Source organism: Oscillibacter ruminantium GH1 (assembly GCF_000307265.1).
Classification (GTDB): Bacteria; Bacillota; Clostridia; order Oscillospirales; family Oscillospiraceae; genus Oscillibacter; species Oscillibacter ruminantium.
In genome coordinates, this window is the sequence record NZ_DF158896.1 from 730,332 (window position 1) to 753,000 (window position 22,669).

A 22,669-nucleotide genomic window follows, 5' to 3' on the forward strand; every position below is an offset into this window, starting at 1 on the left:
TCCGTGAGGACATATTTTCTCTTAGACAAACTGGAAGTTGTGCGCTTGATTATTTATCTGAAATATATTTTTCTATGCGCTCTTTTTCTTCTATGCTAAGTTCTCTTGCTATAGGAAGAAAGTCTCTCAATTTGTTCCATTTTCCTTGCACGCAAAGTATCGCCGCATAACAGCAATCATCTTCACTCCCCCGCAAACGGCGGACAACAAAAAAGTTTCTCGCTTTATCGCTGTCTTTTGCGGATGCAGTTTGTTCAAAGATTTTTGCAACTTTTTCTAACGTATCAATTTTCTCATAATACGGAAGTGCATATTTTCTAAAGTAATTTGCAATGCGTTCAGCATAAGTCTGCATAGGTTCATCGGAACAATACTTAAACGTGCTCATTGTGTAGTTTGGAATTTGTGTATAGAACATCCATGCACCCGTAGACCACTTAGGGTCATATTCCATTCCTAAAAATAAACTTGTAAGTCTATCTACCTCTTTATATGTAAATGAAAGCGTAAAATTTACAGAATAGAGATTCCCCGGCAAACCACGATCCCTTGTGAAAGTGATAGTAAAAAATTGTTCACATTCTCCAACCTTTCGAGTTAACCATCCGATTTTTTTCTTTTTAAATCCTGTATCAAAAACCAGCTCTGATAGCAAAGTCGTCAATTCTTTTTGTAAACCATTTGGCGTTATTTCCACTTCATTTCACCTCCACAACTTCAAATTTTCTTTTCAGCTTCACTTTGCAAAGCGTCCTGTTCCATTTCCGTTTCATAATCCCCACGGGCATAGGCAACATCACTGATTGCCCGGAGCATCTTATCCTTTGCCAGCTTTTTCATCGCCTTGGCAAGTTCCGCATCCAGTGTGCCACGCTTGATATATCGGTTTATGGTGTTCAGCCGCTTCTCATATATCTGTTTCAGCGGATGATCATCCGCAAGTTCTCTCTGGGTTCTGCCTTTCAGATTGCCGATCTGCCGACAGGTGCGGTGCAGCTTGTCCCCCGGCGCATATCCGCCGCAGTATTTGGTATGCCTTGCATTGGTGGTCAGGAACCATTTGCCGCAGATACGACATTTCTTTGGTGCGTGACCCACGCACAGACCCTCAAACAAGTCCGTACGGAACATCCCCACAAAAGTAAGGAAGTGCATCCGCTTGACCAGCATCGGCACATCATAGCCGGGACGAAGCGCAGAAACATACTGGATAGAATTATTGGATGCAGCCATCCAGGCATTGCCTTCCGTAATGGAGAACTCCGGTGGAAAACAGGTGCCGAATAACTTGGCAAATCCTTCTGCTGTACGGTCTGCTTCATTGCCGTCCGTTTTTTCGGCAAAATCAAGCATAGCCTTTTGATATTCGCCAAGAGAGTACGCCAGATGCCCGAAAACCGCCGTGTAGCGTTGGAGCAGCATCGCATCTGCATACATCGGGACTTCCTCAAATGGCAATGAATTGGTCGTTGCTTTTATTGCGAACTCTACATATTTTTGTGCATTTTCTGCCGTAAAGACCGTTTGAATCCGTTCCCGGTGCTTTGGAATGTCCATATAAGGAAACGGAGGGGTGACGCTGAGAATATCAAGCATCGTCAGTGCAGCTTCCCTTACCATTGGAAACAATGCAGAAGCATCCTGAGCGGCGTTCAGCTGTCCCAGCAGCAGATTGATTTTGTCACACTGCTCGTTCATCCGGGCAAGGGTATCGGTGGATACATTCAGCGCATCACAGGCAAGTGTGCCGGTGGGCAGCGTTTTATCCTCGTATATGACCGTATCCTGCCAGAAATCCAGCGTCATCAATTCCTGATTCATATTCGTCCTCCTGTCCTGTTTTCCTTTTTCTCTTATTATATCATCCAAATGTGAAGAAATCTACTGCTGTCCTGTTTTTTGAAACGGGGTTGTCCTCCGATTAGCCTGTTTTTTGCGAAATCCGGCATAACCATAGTAGAAGGAGCGAAGCACCTGCCACTCGGCGGGTGTTTTTCTTTTTCAAAACTATGAAATGGAGGATTTTCAATGACAATCTATGAAACAATCAAGGCGGCTGTCCCGGTCAGACAAGCCGCCGAACACTACGGGCTGCGGGTCAACCGAAACGGTATGGCTTGCTGTCCGTTCCACAATGACCGAAATCCGAGCTTGAAGCTAAACGAGGAGTATTTCTACTGCTTCGGCTGCGGAGCAAAGGGAGATGTGATCGACTTCGTGGCAAGGCTGTTTGATCTCAGTAATTACGAAGCGGCGCAAAGGCTGGCTGCGGACTTCGGTATCAGCACCGAGCCGGGACAAGCCGTGGCAGTTCCACACAAGACAAAACGCCCCCATATCCGCCAGTTCCGGGAGGATGAAATGCTCTGCTTCCGGGTGCTGACGGATTATCTGCATCTGCTGGAAGATTGGAAGGTGCGGTATGCGCCCAGAACGCCGGAGGACAAGCTGGATGACCGTTTCGTGGAAGCCTGCCAGATGCTCGACCACATGGAATATCTGGCTGACATCCTGACCGTAGGCACTCTGGAAGAACGGGGTGCCGTGGTGGACGGGATGATGAAGGAGGGCAAGATTGCTTTTCTTCAGGACTATGTGGCACGAAAGAAAAAGGAGGTACTGCCCCATGAGCAAAGAAGCAGCACAGAACCCATCCGCTGATATTGCGGTATGGTTTGACGGTAAAGCAATCAACGAAGTCATTTTCTGTGAAGAATTTCTCAGGGACTATCCCATGATTACGGTAAACGGAACCTTTTTCACGGTAAACGGCATTGTGAACGATGAAAACAGGCTGAAAAAAGAAATCTATGACCGTATCAAGCCCTATGTGACCAGCAACATTGCAAAAAGGGTCACAAATCTTCTGGATGTAATGCGAATGGAGTGCTGTGCTGCCGATCTTCTCCTGTATCAAGACCGCATCCATGTGGCAAACGGCACCTATCATTTGGATGGCACATTCAGCACGGAAAAAGATTACTGCCGCAATCGCTTACCCGTCGCCTATCATCCGGAAGCTCCGCAGCCAGTCACATGGCTGCATTTTTTGTCCCAGCTTTTGGAGCCGGAGGACATTCTGACCTTACAGGAATTTATCGGCTATTGCTTCATCCCCTCCACCAAAGGTCAGAAGATGCTCATGCTGACGGGAAAGGGCGGCGAAGGCAAGAGCCGGATCGGCGTTGTTCTTCGTGCGCTGTTGGGAACCAACATGAAAACCGGAAGCGTGGCAAAGGTGGAGACAAGCAACTTTGCCCGTGCCGACTTGGAACATGAGCTTTTGATGCTGGACGATGATATGAAGCTGGAAGCGCTGCCCCAGACCAACAATATCAAGGCGATTATCACCGCAGAGCTGCCCATGGATTTGGAGAGAAAGCGACAACAAAGCTATCAGGGAGATTTGTATGTGCGGTTCATCGGACTTGGGAACGGTGTCCTGCAAGCCCTCCATGACCGGAGTGTGGGCTTCTTCCGCAGACAGATCATTTTGACAACCAAGGAGAAAGACCCAAACAGAAAAGACGATCCCTATATTGCGGAAAAGATGACTGCCGAAGCAGAGGGCATCTTCCTCTGGGCGTTGGAGGGACTGCACCGCCTGATTGCAAATGATTTCCGATTTACCCTGAGCCAGTCGGCTTTGGACAATCTGAACGATGCCGTTTCTGACGGAAACAACATCATTGATTTTCTGGCTTCCGAGGGATATATCCGCTTCCGTGCGGATTATGAAGCAAGCTCCAAAAACCTGTACGCTGTTTACAAGCAGTGGTGTGATGATAACGCCCTGAACAGCCTTTCCCAAAAGAGCTTCGGTTCCTTCCTAAAGCAGAATGAAAGCCGCTATAACCTTGAATACACCAACAAGGTCAACATCGGCGGCGGGCGATTTGCCAGAGGGTTTGTGGGCATTGAACTTCTGCAAAGACCGTTTCTGTAAAAACAGCAGTAACTCAGAAATACGTGTACCATCCGTACCGGATGGAGCCGAGTGTCAATCGTACACTTGGTACACGTACTTTTCACTTACTATCGTTTTTCTATCTTGGGAGCATCCGCAGCCCCCTTATTTTAGGGGATAGAAAATCAATGGTAATGGAAACAGCAAAAATTTTGACCGCAGGGCGAAATCATTTTGCGAAACAGTGCTTCTCTGGACAGTGAACAGCCTTTGCGAAATCATGGCTGTTTTCACTGTTACAGACCAAAGCACACAAAACAGTGAAATGGGTTAGGGGTGCTTATGTGCAGGACATCACAGGCGGTATTTCTATCGCATTTTATGAAAATCAGATATTACACGGTACAGCGAAGCGGACACGCCAATGGGCGCAGCTGCTTCGCTTTTTCATGAACAAAATTATGGAGGTTTTTCAATATGAGTAATGTACGAAATGAAATCAAGGCACAGATCGTCCGTGCCGGATTTACCATGCAGGAGGTTGTGGACAGACTGGCGGAGGAACACGACTGGTCGGACAGCGTATCCAACCTTTCTGCAAAGCTCCAAAGAGAGAGCATCCGCTACAAAGAGGTCATCGAGCTTGCCGATGTGCTGGGCTATGACATCGTGTGGCAGAAACGGAGGGAGCGATGATGCGGCGTATCTTATCCCCTCGCAGCTCCCGTCCCCATAGGAAGTGCCGCAGTGCTTCCTATGGACTGGCAGTGAATACAATCGGCAAAACTGCGGATTGTTCGCTGCCGCTGTCTGCAAGGGATTGTGGTGCAATTCCGCTGGCAGACAGGCTGGACAAGAGAAAAAGGCCGGGGACATTTTTCGGACTGGACAGCAGAGGTCACCGCAGTGACCGCACCCCCTCTCCGGAGGAGCCCTCGGAGAGCCCACGGCACTTTGCAGCCAGTATGGATGAAAGTGTAATAGTGGGTTATTACACTTTGAAAAAGTGCCTCTCGAAAGCCCCTCGTCCCTCGCAAATCCTCTCGGAAAGGAGCATGACCCATGGCAAGAAATGATGGAATTGACCGCACCGTTGCCCGCCATCAGGACATTGAAACTGCCGATGATCTGGCAAAGGTGCAGGAACACAATGAACGGGAAAAAGACAGTTACAGCAATCAGGACATCGTGCCGGAGCGTTCTTCTCTGAACATTCATTTCAAAGAACCGACAGCCGGATATGAAGAAATGTTTACGCAGATGGAACAGGACAAGGTGATCTCCACCAGAGGTCTGAAAGCGGATGCCGTGAAATACGGTGAGCTGGTATTCGATGTGAACTCCGCTTACTTCTATAATCACGGCGGCTATGTATTTGCCAAACAGTTCTACGCTGATGCCTATAAAGCCGCCGTGGAGGTTGTAGGCGGTGAGCAGTATATTCTCTCTGCTGTCATGCACGCCGATGAGCGCAACCGGGCAATGTCGGAAGCTCTTGGCGAGGATGTGTACCACTACCACCTTCATGTGGTCTATATCCCGGTGGTGGAAAAACAGATTCTCTGGTCGAAGCGGTGCAAGGACGAAGCCCTCCGGGGAACAGTCAAGGAAACGATCATGCAGGTCAGCCGCAGTAAGAAATGGGAATCCAAACCTGTTCTTGACGGGAACGGCAATCCCATGTTGAACACAAAAGGAAAAAAGATTTTGAAGTCGTCCTACAGTGTGTTGCAGGATGACTTTTTCAATTTCATGCAAGCTGCCGGATATACCGATGTGGAGCGTGGAGAGCGTGGCAGCACCGAGGAACATCTGACCGTTACTCAGTTTAAGGTGCAAGCCGAAACCCAGCGTCTGGAAGCTGTGACGGCACGGGCAGACCAAGCGGAACAGGCATTGGCGGATACCCAATCTGCTGTGGAGAAACAGGAAAAGAAGCTGAAAGCTCTGCAAAAGGAAACCAAGACTGCGAAGACGGTGGCAGTGACCGTGCAGGATATTGAAGCGATGGGTAAGAAAAATTCCTTCACCGGAAATGTCACCCTCACAGCAGACCAGTGCGATACCCTGAAACGATACGCCACAAACGGAATTATCTTCAATGCTGAGAATGAACGCCTGAAAGAAAAATTGGCTTCCGCTGTAAAATCCGCTTCCATCTGGAAACAGCGGCATGACGAACTGAACGAAAAATATAAAGAACTGAAAGAAAAAGCCCAGCCCTATCTGGATGCGTTGGAAATCGCAGCAGAACGGGTCAGGGCTTTTCTTTCTGCCATCCTCGCCAGAGGAAAGGAAACTCGTGAACACAAGGCTCCTGCCCGCAAGCACGGACGGGATATGGAAATATAAGAAAGGAATTATTTGTGCCTATGATGAATCAGAACCAGCAGGCAACGATCCTGCCTATCGACCGTAAAATGCTGCTTTCCATTCGGGAAGCGGCTGAATACAGCAATATCGGAATCAACAAGATTGACGAGATGCTGAAACAACCCAACTGTCCCTTTGTATTGTATGTAGGTACAAAGAAACTGGTCAAACGCAAGGCTTTTGAGGAATTTATCGAAGGGAGAGTTGCGATTTGATGAACAGAACAGGCAAAATTGGTGCGCACCAAAAACATCGAAATCTATTGAAAAAAAAGCACTTTCATGATAGAATGGAGTGTCGTGATGAACTCTCGTTTCCGGCACTCAGGAAAGGAGTTCATTAAATGGGCAAAAACTTAAAAGGCAAAGAAATTGGCAAAGGTATCTGCCAGAGAAAAGACGGAAAGTACGCCGCAAGATATACCGCAAAGGACGGCTCCCGCAAGGAAAAGCACTTTGACACACTTCCGGAAGCTCGCAACTGGCTGGCTGATGCGCAGTACGAAGATAAGCACGATGTTTGCAACACATCCTCCGAAATGACGGTGGATGCCTGGTTTGAGTTCTGGATCACCAATCTGATTGCGGATCTGGCTCCCAACACCCGGCGAAATTACCGGGAACGGTATCAAAAGAACATCCAGCCTGTTATCGGAAATATGCGCTTATGTGATGTCAAACCCATGCACTGCAAGATTGTCCTGAATCGGATGGAAGCCACTTATGCTGGCTCCACCATTCGGCAGGCGTATATTGCCATGGGAACCATGTTCCGAGCCGCAGTCATGAACGATATGCTTACAAAACATCCTATGGACGGGGTTCGTTATACGAAGCCCGTCCGGGCTGTGGATGACATCAAGTTCTTAACTGTGGAAGAACAGACGCTGTTTCTGGAAACCGCAAAACGCTCTCACAACTACAGACAGTATGTATTGCTGTTGGAGACCGGACTGCGCACTTCGGAAATGATCGGCTTGACTTGGGATGCGATTGACTGGAAGAAGCGGACACTGACTGTCAACAAGACCTTGGAATATCGCCACAGCGAAGGCATTTGGCGTGCTGGTCCTCCTAAGACAAAGACCAGCTACCGCACGATCCTGCTGACGAAGCGGGCATACGATGTATTGAAATCGTGCTACGATGAACGCTTCACCCGCAAAGAATCAGAACTGTTATCTCAGATTCTGGAATATGTGGATCGCCGGACAGGTCAGACAGAGTACCTTTGTATGCGAGATTTGGTGTTTATCAATTTCCGTACCGGAGAGCCTGCAAAAAACAGTTCCTATGACACCCATCTGTACAAGCTGTGCGATGAGGCGAAAATCAAGCGGTTCTGTATGCACGCTCTGAGACACACCTACGCTACCCGTGCGATTGAACGGGGCGTTATGCCGAAAGTCTTGCAGAAGCTGCTCGGTCATGCGAGCATTAAAACAACCATGGATCGTTATGTCCATGTCACCGACACATCCCTGACCAACGCCATCAAACTGTTCGAACAGGACACCAATGTGGCAAGTTAAAAATGGTGCGCTGCGAAAAATTGGTGCGGAATTGGTGCGGAGTGTGTCCCCAAAACCCGAAAAACCATTGAAAATAAAGGAGATTTAGAATATATGAAATTAGGTATCGTGGGCCTGCCCAATGTGGGCAAGAGCACTTTGTTCAACGCAATTACCAATGCCGGCGCGGAGAGCGCCAACTATCCCTTCTGCACCATTGATCCCAACGTGGGCATGGTGGCCGTGCCGGACGAACGGCTGGATCATTTGGCGGAGATGTATCAGCCGGATAAAAAGACCCCGGCGGTGGTGGAGTTTGTGGACATCGCGGGTCTTGTCAAGGGCGCCAGTCAGGGCGCGGGCCTTGGCAACAAGTTTTTGGCCAACATCCGGGAGACGGATGCCATCGTTCATGTGGTTCGCTGCTTTGACGATGAAAACATCATGCACGTGGTGGCCGACGCGGGAACCAACGTGCCGGTGGACCCGCTGGGTGATATTGAAACGATTGATCTGGAGCTGGTGATGGCGGACCTTGAAATGGTGAACCGCCGCGTAGAAAAAGCCACCAAGGCGGCCAAGGGCGACAAAAAGTTTCTCCACGAGGCCGACGTGTTCAAAGCGCTGGCAGAGCACTTGAATGCCGGGAAATCCGCCCGTACCTATGAATGCGAGCCGGAGGATATGGCGCTGATCGCCACCTCGGATCTGTTGAGCCTGAAGCCGATCATTTATGCCGCCAATACCGACGAGGACGGTTTCACCAACTTAGAGGGCAATTCCTATTACCAGCAGGTGAAGGCTCTTGCGGAGAGGGAGGGCAGTCAGGTTCTGCCCATCTGCGCGCGAATGGAGCAGGACATTGCTGAGCTGGAGGGCGAGGAGAAGGAGATGTTCCTGGAGGAGCTGGGCGTGAAGGAGTCCGGCCTTGACCGGCTGATTAAGTGTTCCTACGCGCTGCTGGGCCTCATTTCCTTCCTGACCTATGGAAAAGACGAGTGCCGGGCATGGACGATTAAAAAGGGAACGAAGGCTCCGCAGGCGGCCGGTAAGATTCACACCGACATCGAACGGGGCTTTATCCGGGCGGAAGTCATTGCCTATGACGACATGATGAAGTGCGGCGGAGTCGCCGCCGCCCGGGAAAAGGGACTTCTGCGCAGCGAGGGCAAGGACTATCAGGTGCAGGACGGCGACATGATCTATTTCCGCTTTAACGTGTGAGGAGCGGAGAACTTACCACGCCTTGAAATTTTGCAGGAGGAATTGCAACACATAGACGACGTAAACGTGTAAAACAACTGCCAAAAAGAAAATCGGCGCATAGACCTCTTATTATTTTTCGGTTTTTACCGATAAAGTCCTAAAGAGTTTCTATACGTGATTGTCTGACCCGGGATAGAAATCCTATGCCGAAGCGGAGTACCGTCAGGGACAGAGCAATTAGAGAAAGAAACGGGCAGAAAGGAAGCACGCTTATGAAACGAGAGAAAAAATGGCGCAATGACGCGGCAAACGCATCCATGGAGCCAACCAAACGGAAGAAAGGAAAGCAGTCTACTATCCGCAAGGAACTGATGGTGGAAATCTGCATTCTTGTTTCCATCCCCATGATTCTGCTGGGTTCCGTTGCCTCCTTCCTGATTTACAGAAGTACCCAAGCAACCCTGAACCAAACGATGGAGCAGCTGTCCGACGTGGCGGCCGACAAGGTTCAGGAGCGGCTGGAATCCATCAAAAACGTGGCGGTTGAGACTGGCTGCGTGGCGCGGCTTTCCAGCACCTCCAGCTCCCCGACGGACAAGCAGACGATTATCGACCAACGCGTGGAGAACCACGGCTATCAGCGGGGGAATATTCTCTCCCTCACCGGCAAAAGCATTTTTGACGGTACCGATTATTCTGATCGGGAGTATTTTCAGCAGGCAAAGGCGGGAAACGCATGGGTTTCCGATCCGCTGATCAGCAAGGTCACCGGCGAGGTGACGGTTATTGTGGCTGCCCCGATCTGGAAGGACGGTGTGCCCAACAGTTCCGTGGCGGGCGTGGTGTACTTCGTTCCCACAGAGACATTTCTCAATGATATTGTTACTGAAATTAAAGTCAGCGAGAATGCCGGTGCGTATATCCTGAATAAAAATGGAACCACCATTGCCCACCAGAACATGGATAACGTGAGAAATCAGGAGAATACCGCCGAGGATGCCAAGACGGATGCCTCTCTGACCGATTTGGCCGCGCTTGAGAAGAAAATGGCTGCGGGCGAAGCCGGTTTCGGGCAGTACAGATATGGCGGCGTGACCAAGTTCCTGTCCTATGCACCGATTGAAGGAAGCGACGGCTGGAGCATCGGCGTCAATGCACCGGTGAGCGACTTTATGCAGTCTACCTACAACGGCATCCTGATCACGGTGCTCTTCATCGCCGTGGCAATCGTGTCGGCCCTGCTGAATGCCATGCGGGTGGCCAAGCGGATCGGCGATCCTGTGGCCAAGTGCACTGCCCGGCTGGAGCTGTTGGCGCAGGGCGACTTGAAGTCCCCAGTGCCCGAGGTCCACAGCAGAAATGAGACACAGCGGCTGGCGGAGAGCACGGAATCAATTACCAAAACTATCTTTGGAATTATCGGTGATTTGGGGCAGGGGCTGGATGGCATTGCCCACGGCGATTTCACCGTTTCCAGCGCGAATGAGGAACTGTATCAAGGAGACTACGCGGCTGTAATGGACTCCGTTTTAGAGTTGATCTCCCGCCAGAGCGAGACGATGCGGCAGATCGGACTGGCCGCCGATCAGGTGGCTTCCGGCAGCGATCAGGTGGCTGCGGGAGCGCAGGCGCTCAGTCAGGGCGCCACGGAACAGGCATCTTCGGTTGAGGAATTGGCCGCCACCATCACGGAAATCTCCGAACAGATCAGCGGGACCTCCAAAAATGCGGAGGAGGCGAGCCGTAAGGTCGATGAGTCGGGTGCGATGATGGATCAGTGCGAGGGCCAGATGAAGGATATGGTGGCCGCAATGGGCGAGATCAGCGAGAATTCGCAGCAGATCGGACGCATTATCAAGACCATTGAGGACATCGCGTTCCAGACGAATATTCTGGCGCTGAACGCCGCTGTGGAGGCCGCGCGAGCCGGAGAAGCCGGCAAGGGCTTTGCCGTCGTGGCGGACGAGGTGCGCAATTTGGCCGGAAAGTCCGCCGCTGCATCTCAGGATACCGCCGCCTTGATCGAAGCTGCGGTGCAGTCCGTGGCAAGGGGGGCAAATATTGCAGACGCTACCGCCGTGACGATGAATTCCGTGGCGGAGAACGCCAAAATTACGGCTGAAATGGTGGATAAAATTGCAGAAGCTGCCCAACAGCAAGCTGCCTCCATTGCACAGGTAACGCAGGGCGTGGATCAAATTTCCAGTGTGGTGCAGACCAACTCTGCCACATCGGAGCAGAGCGCCGCCTCCAGCGAGGAGATGTCCGCGCAGGCGCAGGCTCTGAAGGATCTGGTTGGCCAGTTTAAACTGATGGGAGACGGGCCTTCCGCTGTGAAGAGCGCTCCTGCCCAGACTGAGGCAAGGGCCGTGGTTTCCACTGCTGGAAAGTATTGATATGAGATCGGGGAATCCCCCGCGCCCGATTCGGCGCGGGGGATTCTTGCAAAAAAGCACCAAATGGTGGAGGTGCTTTCTGCACGGATTTTTTCGTGTCGACCGGTTCCTGCACGAAATGGGGAAAGCGATCGCCATCGTGAAACGACCATGATACGCGCGCCTTTTGTGCGCGCCGCCGCCCTGAAACTTGAGGCCGCGCATATGAACTGGCGACGGTTCGGCGCTCCGCGCCCGCATCAACCGAAAGCCGCACGTCAGAGAATTCTGTGTTTTCGTGCGAAATTGGGGAAAACTCTGAAGAATTGACTGAGATAGGAGGAACAACTGATGAAAAATCTGTTTTCTGCCGCCGACCGCTATGTGCGATCCTGCAATTGGAGAGACATTGCGGTGCTGAAGTTCTGCCTGTGTGCCTTGGGGGTTCTGGTGGGTCTTGTGATCCCGGCTCGAAGGAGAAAATGCGTCGCATGGGCGGCGGGGTTGGTTTTTGCGGCCACGTATGTGCCGCTACTGGCAAAATTTCTGTCCACATTGCAGGACGAAGAAAACGATGAATGAGGCACGCCGGGGGAAAAGCGGCGGGGCATAAACCGGCTGAAACTTGACAGGAGGGGAACCATGAAAGCTGCGTGGAACAAGATCCCGGCACTGCGGGATGTGATGGCGGCGGAGGAGACTTGCTGGATCAATCCGAAACAAGAGCCTTTTGACGCTGTCCGGGAAAGCCTTCCGGTGAATCCCGCGGAGGTGGACGATGCCGCGGCCAGACTGGACCGCTTTGCACCGCTGCTGATGCGTCTTTTTCCGGAGACGGCGGCGGACGGCGGACGGATTGAGTCGCCCCTTCGGGAGCTGCCTGCCCTGCGGGAGAGGATGAACTGGCGGGAACACGTCCCTGCCGGGCGGCTGTTTTTAAAGATGGACAGCGATCTGGCGGTGGCCGGGTCTGTTAAAGCCCGGGGCGGAATTTACGAGGTGCTCAAGCACACAGAGGATCTGGCGCTGGAAGCGGGCCTGCTGCGGGAAGACGGAGATTATGCCACACTTGCCGATCACAGGGACTTTTTCGCAAAATATACGGTTCAGGTGGGCTCCACAGGAAATCTGGGCCTTTCCATCGGCATCATGTCCGCCGCGCTGGGCTATCGGGCCGTGGTTCATATGTCCGCCGATGCGCGGCAGTGGAAAAAGGATCTGCTGCGCCAAAAAGGCGTGGTTGTGCGGGAATATGCGGGGGACTATGGAAAAGCGGTGGAGCAGGGACGGGCACTGTCCGACGCAGACCCCATGAGTTACTTTGTGGATGACGAGCACTCCAAGAATCTGTTTTTGGGCTATGCGGTGGCGGCCCGCCGCCTTGCGGAGCAGCTGCGCGGGCAGAATGTGGCGGTAGATGAGGATCATCCCCTGTTTGTAACGATTCCCTGCGGCGTGGGCGGCGCGCCCGGCGGTGTGGCGTACGGACTGAAACTGCTGTATGGTGAGAACGTTCATGTGTTTTTTGCGGAGCCGGTACAGTGTCCCTGTATGCTGCTGGGCTTGGCCACGGGGGAAAAAGACGGTGTGTGCGTGCAGGATGCGGGGCTTACCGGCATCACGGAGGCGGACGGCCTTGCGGTGGGACGGCCCTCCAAGTTGGTGTGCGACGTGATGGAGCGGACGCTTTCCGGCGAGTTTACGGTTGCGGACGGACGGTTGTTTGACGATCTGCGCGCGCTTCATGCAACGGAGAAGATTTTTATCGAGCCATCTTCCTGCGCGGCTTTTGCCGGATATCGGGGCCTTGTCCAGTTTGCGGCGGCACAGAACTATCTGGAGGAACGGGGCCTTGCGGAAAAGATGGAGCACGCGGCTCATATCCTGTGGGCGACCGGCGGAAGACTGGTGCCGCAAGAGACTCGGCGGGAATATCTTGCAAAGCGTCTTTGAGCCTTTTCGGAAAACCCTTGTAATATTTTCCGGACTGGTGTATCATACTAAATAACTGGAACGGTTTCCCCGTGAAACGGTGAGAAGCACCCCGTAAAAGGAGGATTACAATATGAGCAAAACCGCGCGTATGGTTATGAAGATTGTTGGAGCAAGTCTGGCGCTGGCTGCGTTTGTCTGTCTGCTGATCGGCGGATGGCACGATCTCAGTGTGGGCTGCTGTGGACTGAAAAAGCAGTTGAGTAAGCGGTTCGGCAGCGAATACGACGATTACGACGACGAGCAGCTTTATTCCTGAGAGAGCGGGCCGTCTCCCTATGGGAGAACGGCCCGTTTTTTAAAAATTTATGATGGGAATGTTCGGTTGCTACTGCGGGACTGCGCCTGTGTACTGTTCGCTGAATCAAGTGAACAACCGCTTTTTTCAATCGCCCGAGCCGTTCTTGCTTGGTGGACGGCGCATAGGGCTTTTACTCGTTACCGGAATGGCAGATGTCATATAAAAAATTACAAAATGCAGGGAACTGTGTGATTTGTCACTGACGAATGGGTGCTGAAGCATTAGAATTAAGAAAAAGAAAAAATTGGGAGGATATCAAGATGGAATTGAAAGGCAGCAAGACAGAGAAAAATCTGCGGGCAGCGTTTACCGGGGAGTCCATGGCCAGAAACCGCTACACATTTTACGCGGAGAAGGCAAAGCAGGAGGGACTGGACGAGATCGCGGACCTGTATGACCGGATGGCAAAGAACGAGTCTATCCACGCAAAGCTGTTTTATCAGCATCTTAACGGCGGGATTGCGGGAACCGCATCCAATTTGATGGAGTCCATGAAGGGCGAGTTCAGCGAGTGGTCCACCATGTATCCCGACTTTGCCAAGACGGCTCGGGAAGAGGGCCTTTCCGATGTGGCAGAGCTATTTGAGAATGTTGCCAACATTGAGCGCAATCATGAACACGCCTTTTTGGCGGCGCTGGCTCAGTTGAGCGCCAGCACTTCCGGCAAGTCTGCGGCGCCTGCGGAACCTGCGGCGCGGGATCACACCGTTACGGTGAACGGCTACCGCTGCATGTTCTGCGGCGCGACCTATGAGAAGCGGCCGGACGTGTGCAGCGTGTGCCATGCAATTGGCTCTTTTGAAGCGGCAACCTTCCAGAAGGAAGCCTGATTTTTATTCTTACATCTTGCGCACGGCGTGAAAACGCTTTGAAAAGCCGGTATGGAGGTCCCTTTGGGAACCTTCATACCGGCTTTTTTATGAATCTGCAAAAGCACCATGCGGTGCGATTGCACGCAGAGATGCCAGCAGCCTGGTGGAGGAATATCCACATCATACTGCCGTCACGGTCATGAGCGGAACGGCGCTTCGCACCGACATAAAATCCATAAAAAGTGTATGTTGGAAAAAGAAAATAGCAAATTGTATCATCTTTTTTCGACACAGAGGAATAAAAAAGAAAACCGCCTTGACAGGCGGATTCGAAAATGGTATAATAAGGCGCTTATGATGATCGGCAGATAGCCTGCCATTCTCATTTACTGTTATAAAGATAGCATAGTTCCTATAAAAAAGCAAGAGCGTATCAATGAAATTTTAACAACTATCCCGTGTGTGTCTAAAATTTCGGCGTCTGCTCACAGTTCAATTCGTGATACCGGTCGGACAGGGCCGGTGGAGCGGACAGAAAGGTTGCGTGAATCAGAGATGTCCAAAGACAAGTATTACGGAAAAAGCCTTCGTAAGAACTTTGCCCGGCACGAGGAAGTTATGCCCATGCCGAACCTGCTGGAGATCCAGAAGAAATCCTATAAGTGGTTCTGGGAAGAGGGACTGCGGGAGGTCTTCGCCGATGTGGGTGCGATTGCCGACTATCAGGGAAATCTGGAGCTGACGTTCATCAACTATAAGATGGACGAGGACCCCAAGTACAACGTGGAGGAGTGCAAGGCGCGGGACGCGACCTACGCGGCCCCTCTGAAGGTGACCGTGCGTCTTCGCAACAAGGAGACGGAGGAGATTAAGGAACAGGAGATCTTCATGGGGGACTTCCCCCTGATGACCCATTCCGGCACTTTCGTCATCAATGGCGCGGAGCGCGTAGTGGTTTCTCAGATCGTTCGTTCCCCCGGCGTGTATTACGGCAAGGAGATCGACCTGAAGACCGATCTGCCCATCCTCTCGGCCACGGTGATTCCCTATCGCGGCGCTTGGCTGGAGTATGAGACGGACGCCAACGAGTGCTTCTGGGTTCGCATTGATAAAAACCGGAAACTCCCCGTCACCTGCCTGCTGCGGGCGCTGGGGCTGAAGACCGACGCGGAGATCACCGAGCGGTTCGGAGATGATCCCCGAATTTTGGCGACCCTTGAGAAGGACCCCTGCAAGACCTATGAAGACGCGATGCTGGAGATCTACCGGAAGCTCCGTCCCGGCGAGCCTCCCACGGTGGAAGCCTGCGAGACGTTGATGAACAACCTGTTCTTCGACCCCCGGCGCTACGATCTGTCCATCGTGGGCCGCTATAAGTTCAATAAAAAGCTGTGCCTGTGGCCCCGGATCACCGGCTATAAGCTGGTTTATCCCGTGGCTGACCCCTCCACCGGCGAGATCCTCTTTGAAGAGGGGCACCTGCTCACGGCCGACGAGGCCAAGAGCTTGGATGCCTGCGGCGTCAGCGAGGTGACCATTGAGGCGGACGGCGATCCGATCCGGGTCATTTCCAACAAGATGTGCGATCTGAGCCACTTTGTGGACTTTGATCCCTTGGCTGAGTGCAAGATCAAGGAGCGGGTGCGCTACGATGTGCTTCAGGAGCTGCTGGGCCAGTATTCCGGCGAAGAGCTGAAGGAGCAGATCAAGTTCCACAAGGATCAACTGGTTCCCAAGCACATCATTATCGACGATATCCTCACCTCCATTAACTATATGAACGGCCTTGCCCGGAACGTCTCCAACCGGGACGATATCGACCATCTGGGCAACCGCCGTCTGCGGTGCGTGGGCGAACTGCTGCAAAACCAGTTCCGCATCGGCTTTAGCCGGATGGAGCGGGTTATCCGTGAGCGTATGACGATTCAGGACATGGACATCGTCACGCCCCAGAGCCTCATCAACATCCGGCCCGTTACCGCCGCTATCAAGGAGTTCTTCGGTTCCAGCCCCCTGAGCCAGTTCATGGATCAGACCAACCCGCTGGCAGAGCTGACCCACAAGCGGCGTCTTTCCGCTCTGGGTCCCGGCGGCCTCTCCCGCGAGCGCGCCAACATGGAAGTTCGAGACGTGCATTACAGCCACTATGGCCGTATGTGCCCCATCGAGACGCCGGAAGGCCCCAACATCGGCCTGATCTCCTATTTGGCGACCTATGCCCGTATCAATGAATACGGCTTTATCGAGGCGCCTTACCGCGCCATCGACAAGAAGACGTTCCATGTGGCGCAGGACATCACCTATATGACCGCCGATGAAGAGGATAACTACATCGTCGGCCAGGCGGCGGAGCCGCTGGATGAGAACGGCTGTCTCATCAACTCCCGTATCATAGCCCGCCACCGCGACGAGATCGTGGAGGTTGACAAGGATCGGGTGGACTATATCGACGTGTCCCCCCGTATGATGGTCTCCATCGCGACGGCCATGATCCCCTTCCTGCCCAACGACGACGCAAACCGCGCCCTGATGGGCGCGAACATGCAGCGGCAGGCCGTGCCTCTGCTCAAGCCCCACGCCCCCATCGTCGGCACCGGCATGGAGCACAAAATTTGCATTGATTCTGAGGTTGCCGTGCTGGCAGAGGGCGACGGCGTTGTCGCCTCCATGGATGCCCGGCACGTAGCCGTGAAATATGATTCCGGCGAGACGAAGGACTATAAGCTGGTGAAGTTCCTTCGGTCCAACCACACCACCTGCATCAATCAGCGGCCCATCGTGGAGGTGGGTGAGCGGGTTCACGGCGGCGCGGACCCCACCGTGCTGGCGGACGGCCCCGCTACCGAGCAGGGCGAGATCGCTCTGGGCCAGAACATTCTGGTCGGCTTCATGACTTGGGAAGGCTACAACTACGAGGACGCCGTTCTTCTGAATGAGCGGCTGGTCCGCGAGGACCTGTATACCTCCATCCACATTGAGGAATTTGAGATCGACTCCCGGGATACCAAACTGGGTCCCGAGGAGATCACCCGGGATATCCCCAACGTGGGCGAGGACGCGCTGAAGGATCTGGACGAGAACGGAATTATCCGCATTGGCGCCGAGGTTCACGCAGGCGACATTCTGGTGGGCAAAGTCACCCCCAAGGGCGAGACGGATCTTACCGCCGAAGAGCGGCTGCTGCGCGCCATTTTCGGTGAGAAGGCTCGCGAAGTCCGCGATACCTCTTTGAAGGTGCCTCACGGCGAGACGGGCATCGTGGTGGACGCAAAGGTGTTTACCCGCGAAGCCGGCGACGAGCTGGGGCCGGGCGTGAATCAGGTTGTCCGTGTCTATATCGCACAGCGCCGTAAGATTCAGGTGGGCGATAAGATGGCAGGCCGCCACGGCAACAAGGGCGTTGTGTCCCGCGTTCTGCCGCAGGAGGATATGCCCTTTATGCCCGACGGCACACCGCTGGACATCGTGCTGAACCCCTTGGGCGTGCCTTCCCGTATGAACATCGGACAGGTGCTGGAGGTCCATCTGGGCTATGCCGCCCACGAGCTGGGTTATAAGGTGGCCACTCCTATTTTCGACGGAGCCACTTATGAAGATATTCAGGGCGAGCTGAAAAAGGCCGGCCTCGATCCCGAGGGCAAGAGTGTTTTGTACGATGGCCGTACCGGTGAAAAGTTCGACAACAAGGTCACCGTCGGCTACGTGTACTTCCTCAAGCTCCACCATCTGGTGGATGATAAGATCCACGCCCGTTCCACCGGCCCCTATTCTCTGGTGACCCAGCAGCCTTTGGGCGGCAAGGCCCAGTTTGGCGGCCAGCGCTTCGGCGAAATGGAAATGTGGGCATTGGAGGCCTATGGCGCGGCGTATACCCTGCGTGAAATGCTGACCGTCAAGTCCGACGATGTGACGGGGCGTGTCAAGACCTATGAGGCCATCGTGAAGGGCCACAACGTGCCTGAGCCGGGTGTGCCGGAGGCATTCAAGGTGCTGGTGAAGGAGCTGCAGTCCCTGTGTCTGGATATCCGTGTTTTGGATGAGGACGGCAACCAGATCGAACTGAAGGAAGACGAAGACGCCATGGATACCTTTAATCTGGCCCGTATGGATGCCGAGGACGACCGCCACCACGCCGTGGCGGAGGAGACGGAGTTCCAGGAGTCCGGATTTGACATTGAGGATGCTCCCGAGGATGCCGGCGCGGACGCCGGATTGGACGAAGGAGACAACGCCGGTTTTGACGACGAGTGATTTGGAATTGAGAAAGAGCGACACTGCGAAAACTCAAAATTCTGAATCATGATAGGAGGAAACCATATGATTGATACTACTACCGGCAACAAGGTTGCTTTTGACGCCATTAAGATCGGCATGGCCTCTCCTGAGCAGATTATGGAGTGGTCTTACGGCGAGGTCAAGAAGCCGGAGACGATCAACTACCGCACGCTGAAGCCTGAGCGGGACGGCTTGTTCTGCGAGAAGATCTTTGGGCCGACCAAGGACTGGGAGTGCCACTGCGGTAAATATAAGAAAATTCGCTACAAGGGTAAAATCTGTGACCGCTGCGGCGTGGAAGTCACCCGGGCCAAGGTGCGCCGCGAGCGCATGGGCCACATCGAGCTGGCTACCCCCGTTTCCCACATCTGGTATTTCAAGGGCATTCCCTCCCGGATGGGTCTGCTGCTGGACATCAGCCCCCGGATTTTGGAAAAGGTTCTGTACTTTGCCAACTATATCGTCACCGATCCCGGCGAGACACCTCTGATGCGCAATCAGATTCTCTCCGAGAAGGAGTACCGGGACTATCGCGAGAAGTATGAGGATGACTTCCAAGCCGGCATGGGCGCGGAAGCCGTTAAGAAGCTGCTGACAGACGTGGATCTGGAAGCGCTCTCCCAGCAGCTGCACACCGAGCTGAAAGACGCTTCGGGCCAGAAGAAGGCCCGGATCGTCAAGCGGCTGGAAGTGGTGGATGCGTTCCGCATCTCCCACAACAAGCCGGAGTGGATGGTCATCGACGTTCTGCCCGTGATCCCCCCCGAGCTGCGCCCCATGGTGCAGCTGGACGGCGGCCGTTTTGCAACATCCGACCTGAACGACCTCTATCGCCGGGTCATCAACCGGAACAACCGCCTCAAGCGGCTGATCCAGCTGAACGCCCCCGACATTATCGTTCGCAATGAGAAGCGGATGCTGCAAGAGGCTGTGGACGCTCTGATCGACAACGGCCGCCGGGGCCGCGCCGTCACAGGCGCGAACAACCGGGCGCTGAAGTCCCTGAGCGATCTGCTCAAGGGCAAGCAGGGCCGTTTCCGCCAGAACCTTCTGGGTAAGCGCGTGGACTATTCCGGCCGTTCCGTTATCGTGGTCGGCCCTGAGATGAAGATCTACCAGTGCGGTGTGCCCAAGGAGATGGCTGTGGAGCTGTTCCGCCCCTTCATTATGAAGAAACTGGTGGAGGATGGCACCGCCAACAATATCAAGTCCGCCAAGAAGATGGTGGATAAGGGTACCACCGAGGTTTGGGATGCGCTGGACGTGATTATCAAGGATCACCCCGTTATGCTTAACCGCGCGCCTACCCTGCACCGTCTGGGCATTCAGGCATTTGAGCCGGTGCTGGTGGACGGCCGCGCGCTGAAGCTCCATCCCCTGAACTGCACGGCGTTCAACGCCGACTTCGACGGCGACCAGATGGCAATCCACGTTCCTCTGTCCTCTGAAGCGCAGGCAGAGGCCCGTATCCTGATGCTCTCCGCCAACAACCTTCTGCGTCCGCAGGACGGCGGCCCCGTCACCGTTCCCACGCAGGATATGGTGCTGGGTTCCTATTACCTGACCTATGAGCGCATCGGAAAGGCTGAGACTGGCGCGGACACCATTTACGTGGACGACGCCGGAGAAACCGGCCTGACTGCGGGCGCTGAGATGGATGCCGACGAATTCTTGGCCGCCAACAAAGCGGCGAAGGAAGCCGGAAAGCAGGAAGCGACCTTCCTGCCCACTCATGTCTATGCCAATGAGAACGAGGCTCTGATGGCCTATAATGACCATGTGATCGGGCCTCACTGCCCCATTTTGGTGCGTGTCACCCGAGTGATCGACGGTGTGGAGCATACCGGATTAATCCGGGGCACCGCGGGCCGCATCATCTTCAACCACAATATTCCGCAGGATCTGGGCTTTGTGGACCGCAGCGATCCCAGTAAGCTGCTGGACTACGAGGTTACGTTCCAGTGCGGCAAGAAGGAACTGGGCAAGATCGTGGACCGCACCATCAACAAGCACGGGTTCACCATCGCCGCCGAGGTGCTGGACGCCATCAAGGCCACCGGCTACAAGTATTCGACGCAGGCTGCCATCACCGTTTCCATCGCGGACATGACCGTGCCTCCCAAGAAGTACGAGCTGGTCGCTGAAACGGAGCAGCGTGTTCTGGCAATTGAAAGCCAGTATAAGATGGGCTTCATGACCGATCAGGAGCGCTATAAGCAGGTCGTGGCCGAGTGGGAAAAGACCACCAACGAGGTTTCCGACGCCCTCCAGAAGAATCTGGACCGCTACAACCCCATCTTCATGATGGCGGATTCCGGCGCTCGTGGTTCCATGAAGCAGATCCGTCAGCTGGCCGGTATGCGCGGTTTGATCGCGAACACCGCCGGCCGCACCATCGAAATCCCCATCAAGGCAAACTACCGCGAGGGCCTGACCGCTCTGGAATACTTCATTTCTTCCAGAGGCGCGCGAAAGGGCTTGGCCGATACCGCTCTTCGTACCGCCGACTCCGGTTACCTGACCCGCCGAATGGTGGACGTCTCTCAGGACGTGATTATCCGCGAGCAGGACTGCGGCTCTACCCACGGTATCCGCGTTTCCGAAATCAGCGAGAACGGACAGGTCATCGAGAAGTTCTCCGACCGTCTGCGGGGCCGGTTCCTGGTGGGCAACGTCTATGACGCGGACACCGGCGCGGAGTTGATTTCCAATGAGAAGATGATGGACGAGAGCGATGCAAAGCTGCTGGAAACCCGTCACTGGGTCCAGAAGAACTACCGCGAGGGTGACACCTGCACCTTTGACCCCGCGATTGAGGGGACCAAGCCCATCGTCATGATCCGCACGGTTTTGACCTGCCGCGCCCACAGCGGCGTGTGCGCCAAGTGCTACGGCATGAACTTGGCCACGTCTCAGCCTGTTGGCCCCGGCGAGGCGGTCGGCATCATTGCCGCCCAGTCCATTGGCGAACCCGGCACGCAGCTGACGATGCGTACGTTCCATACCGGCGGTCTGGCCGGCGGCGATATCACGCAGGGCCTTCCTCGAGTCGAGGAATTGTTTGAGGCCCGCAAGCCCAAGAGAATGGCCCAGCTGGCTGAGATCACGGGTGTTGTCAAGTTTGAGGAAGCCACCAAGGGCAGCCTGCTGAACATCATCATCACCGCCGACGACGGCGATAACCGGATTTACGCCGTGCCTCATACCGGCCTTCTGGTGAAGGACGGCGAGCGTGTGGCACAGGGTACCGCCCTGACCTACGGCGCACTGAATCCCCACGAAGTCCTGCGCCTGCGGGGCAGCGACGCGGTGTACAACTACCTCATTCAGGAAGTTTTGCGCGTGTACCGTCAGCAGGGCGTGGATATCAACGATAAGCATATCGAAATCATTGTCCGCCAGATGATGCGCAAGGTTCGTCTGGAGGATGCCGGCAATACCAAGCTGCTGGACGGCTCCATGGTGGACGTTCTGGATCTGGACGACGCCAATGCGGAGATCGACCGCCGCAATGCCGCAGGTGAGCGCGCCGAAGACGGCGGACTCCTGCGCCATGCAGAGGGAACCCAACTGCTGATGGGTATTACGAAGGCCTCTCTGGCAACCGATTCCTTCCTGTCCGCCGCCTCCTTCCAGGAGACGACCAAGGTTTTGACCGAAGCCGCCATCAAGGGCAAGGTCGATCATCTGCTGGGCCTGAAGGAAAACGTTATTATCGGCAAGCTGATCCCCGCCGGTACCGGCCTTGCGGCCTACAAGGAATTTGCTGAGGCGCTGGTTCCCGAGACAGTAGCTGCTGGCGCTGAGGACGAAATTCCCATGTTTGAGGACTGAGTCCCGCCGCATTTTTTGAAAAATAACCACAGATGAAAGCACCCGGACGCATTGCGTCCGGGTGCTTTTTTTGAGCGGCTATTG

16 protein-coding genes are annotated in these 22,669 nt (G+C 54.1%); 14 read left to right on the forward strand and 2 right to left on the reverse strand.

Annotation, left to right across the window (positions count from 1 at the left end; genetic code table 11):
- Positions 1-49 precede the first annotated feature (49 nt).
- The gene (locus ON16_RS03515; RefSeq protein WP_026648249.1) at positions 50-697 is read right to left on the reverse strand and encodes a hypothetical protein; all 648 of its coding nucleotides are present in this window, start codon (positions 695-697) and stop codon (positions 50-52) included.
- Between the two features lie 20 nt (positions 698-717).
- Positions 718-1,821, reverse strand: coding sequence for a DUF6076 domain-containing protein (locus tag ON16_RS03520; protein WP_008726793.1), 1,104 nt, complete (start codon positions 1,819-1,821; stop codon positions 718-720).
- A gap of 207 nt (positions 1,822-2,028) precedes the next feature.
- On the opposite strand from ON16_RS03520, the gene ON16_RS03525 reads away from it, so the two are divergent.
- The 14 genes from ON16_RS03525 to rpoC all read left to right on the forward strand — a co-directional run bounded on the left by ON16_RS03525 (position 2,029) and on the right by rpoC (position 22,585).
- On the forward strand, positions 2,029-2,661 hold the full coding sequence (locus ON16_RS03525) for a CHC2 zinc finger domain-containing protein (RefSeq protein WP_008726792.1): 633 nt from the start codon (positions 2,029-2,031) through the stop codon (positions 2,659-2,661).
- On the forward strand, positions 2,627-3,946 hold the full coding sequence (locus tag ON16_RS03530; protein ID WP_044955957.1) for a DNA primase family protein: 1,320 nt from the start codon (positions 2,627-2,629) through the stop codon (positions 3,944-3,946). The genes ON16_RS03525 and ON16_RS03530 overlap by 35 nt, the downstream gene beginning before the upstream one ends.
- Before the next feature lie 438 nt (positions 3,947-4,384).
- The gene (locus tag ON16_RS03535; protein ID WP_008726786.1) at positions 4,385-4,603 is read left to right on the forward strand and encodes a hypothetical protein; all 219 of its coding nucleotides are present in this window, start codon (positions 4,385-4,387) and stop codon (positions 4,601-4,603) included.
- Between the two features lie 366 nt (positions 4,604-4,969).
- Positions 4,970-6,259 carry a plasmid recombination protein gene (locus ON16_RS03540; RefSeq protein WP_008726782.1) on the forward strand — a complete coding sequence of 430 codons (1,290 nt, stop codon included), beginning with the start codon at positions 4,970-4,972 and terminating at the stop codon, positions 6,257-6,259.
- Positions 6,260-6,279: 20 nt separating this feature from the next.
- Positions 6,280-6,495 carry an excisionase gene (locus tag ON16_RS03545; protein WP_107434922.1) on the forward strand — a complete coding sequence of 72 codons (216 nt, stop codon included), beginning with the start codon at positions 6,280-6,282 and terminating at the stop codon, positions 6,493-6,495.
- A 128-nt stretch (positions 6,496-6,623) separates the two neighbouring features.
- A complete protein-coding gene (locus ON16_RS03550; RefSeq protein ID WP_008726779.1) occupies positions 6,624-7,811 on the forward strand; it encodes a tyrosine-type recombinase/integrase in 1,188 nt (395 codons plus the stop codon).
- A gap of 93 nt (positions 7,812-7,904) precedes the next feature.
- Positions 7,905-9,014: a redox-regulated ATPase YchF gene (ychF, locus tag ON16_RS03555; RefSeq protein WP_040659430.1), complete on the forward strand. Its 1,110-nt coding sequence runs from the start codon at positions 7,905-7,907 to the stop codon at positions 9,012-9,014.
- A gap of 254 nt (positions 9,015-9,268) precedes the next feature.
- A complete protein-coding gene (locus ON16_RS03560; protein ID WP_243441755.1) occupies positions 9,269-11,392 on the forward strand; it encodes a methyl-accepting chemotaxis protein in 2,124 nt (707 codons plus the stop codon).
- A gap of 330 nt (positions 11,393-11,722) precedes the next feature.
- Positions 11,723-11,953: a hypothetical protein gene (locus ON16_RS03565; protein ID WP_040659431.1), complete on the forward strand. Its 231-nt coding sequence runs from the start codon at positions 11,723-11,725 to the stop codon at positions 11,951-11,953.
- 60 nt (positions 11,954-12,013) lie between these two features.
- Positions 12,014-13,324 carry a D-serine ammonia-lyase gene (gene dsdA / locus ON16_RS03570; protein ID WP_040659436.1) on the forward strand — a complete coding sequence of 437 codons (1,311 nt, stop codon included), beginning with the start codon at positions 12,014-12,016 and terminating at the stop codon, positions 13,322-13,324.
- Positions 13,325-13,436: 112 nt separating this feature from the next.
- The gene (locus ON16_RS03575; RefSeq protein WP_040659438.1) at positions 13,437-13,622 is read left to right on the forward strand and encodes a hypothetical protein; all 186 of its coding nucleotides are present in this window, start codon (positions 13,437-13,439) and stop codon (positions 13,620-13,622) included.
- Positions 13,623-13,924: 302 nt separating this feature from the next.
- Positions 13,925-14,494 carry a rubrerythrin family protein gene (locus ON16_RS03580; RefSeq protein ID WP_040659440.1) on the forward strand — a complete coding sequence of 190 codons (570 nt, stop codon included), beginning with the start codon at positions 13,925-13,927 and terminating at the stop codon, positions 14,492-14,494.
- A 537-nt stretch (positions 14,495-15,031) separates the two neighbouring features.
- Positions 15,032-18,727, forward strand: coding sequence for a DNA-directed RNA polymerase subunit beta (gene rpoB, locus ON16_RS03585; protein ID WP_040659441.1), 3,696 nt, complete (start codon positions 15,032-15,034; stop codon positions 18,725-18,727).
- 66 nt (positions 18,728-18,793) lie between these two features.
- A complete protein-coding gene (rpoC, locus tag ON16_RS03590) occupies positions 18,794-22,585 on the forward strand; it encodes a DNA-directed RNA polymerase subunit beta' (RefSeq protein ID WP_040659443.1) in 3,792 nt (1,263 codons plus the stop codon).
- Positions 22,586-22,669 lie beyond the last annotated feature (84 nt).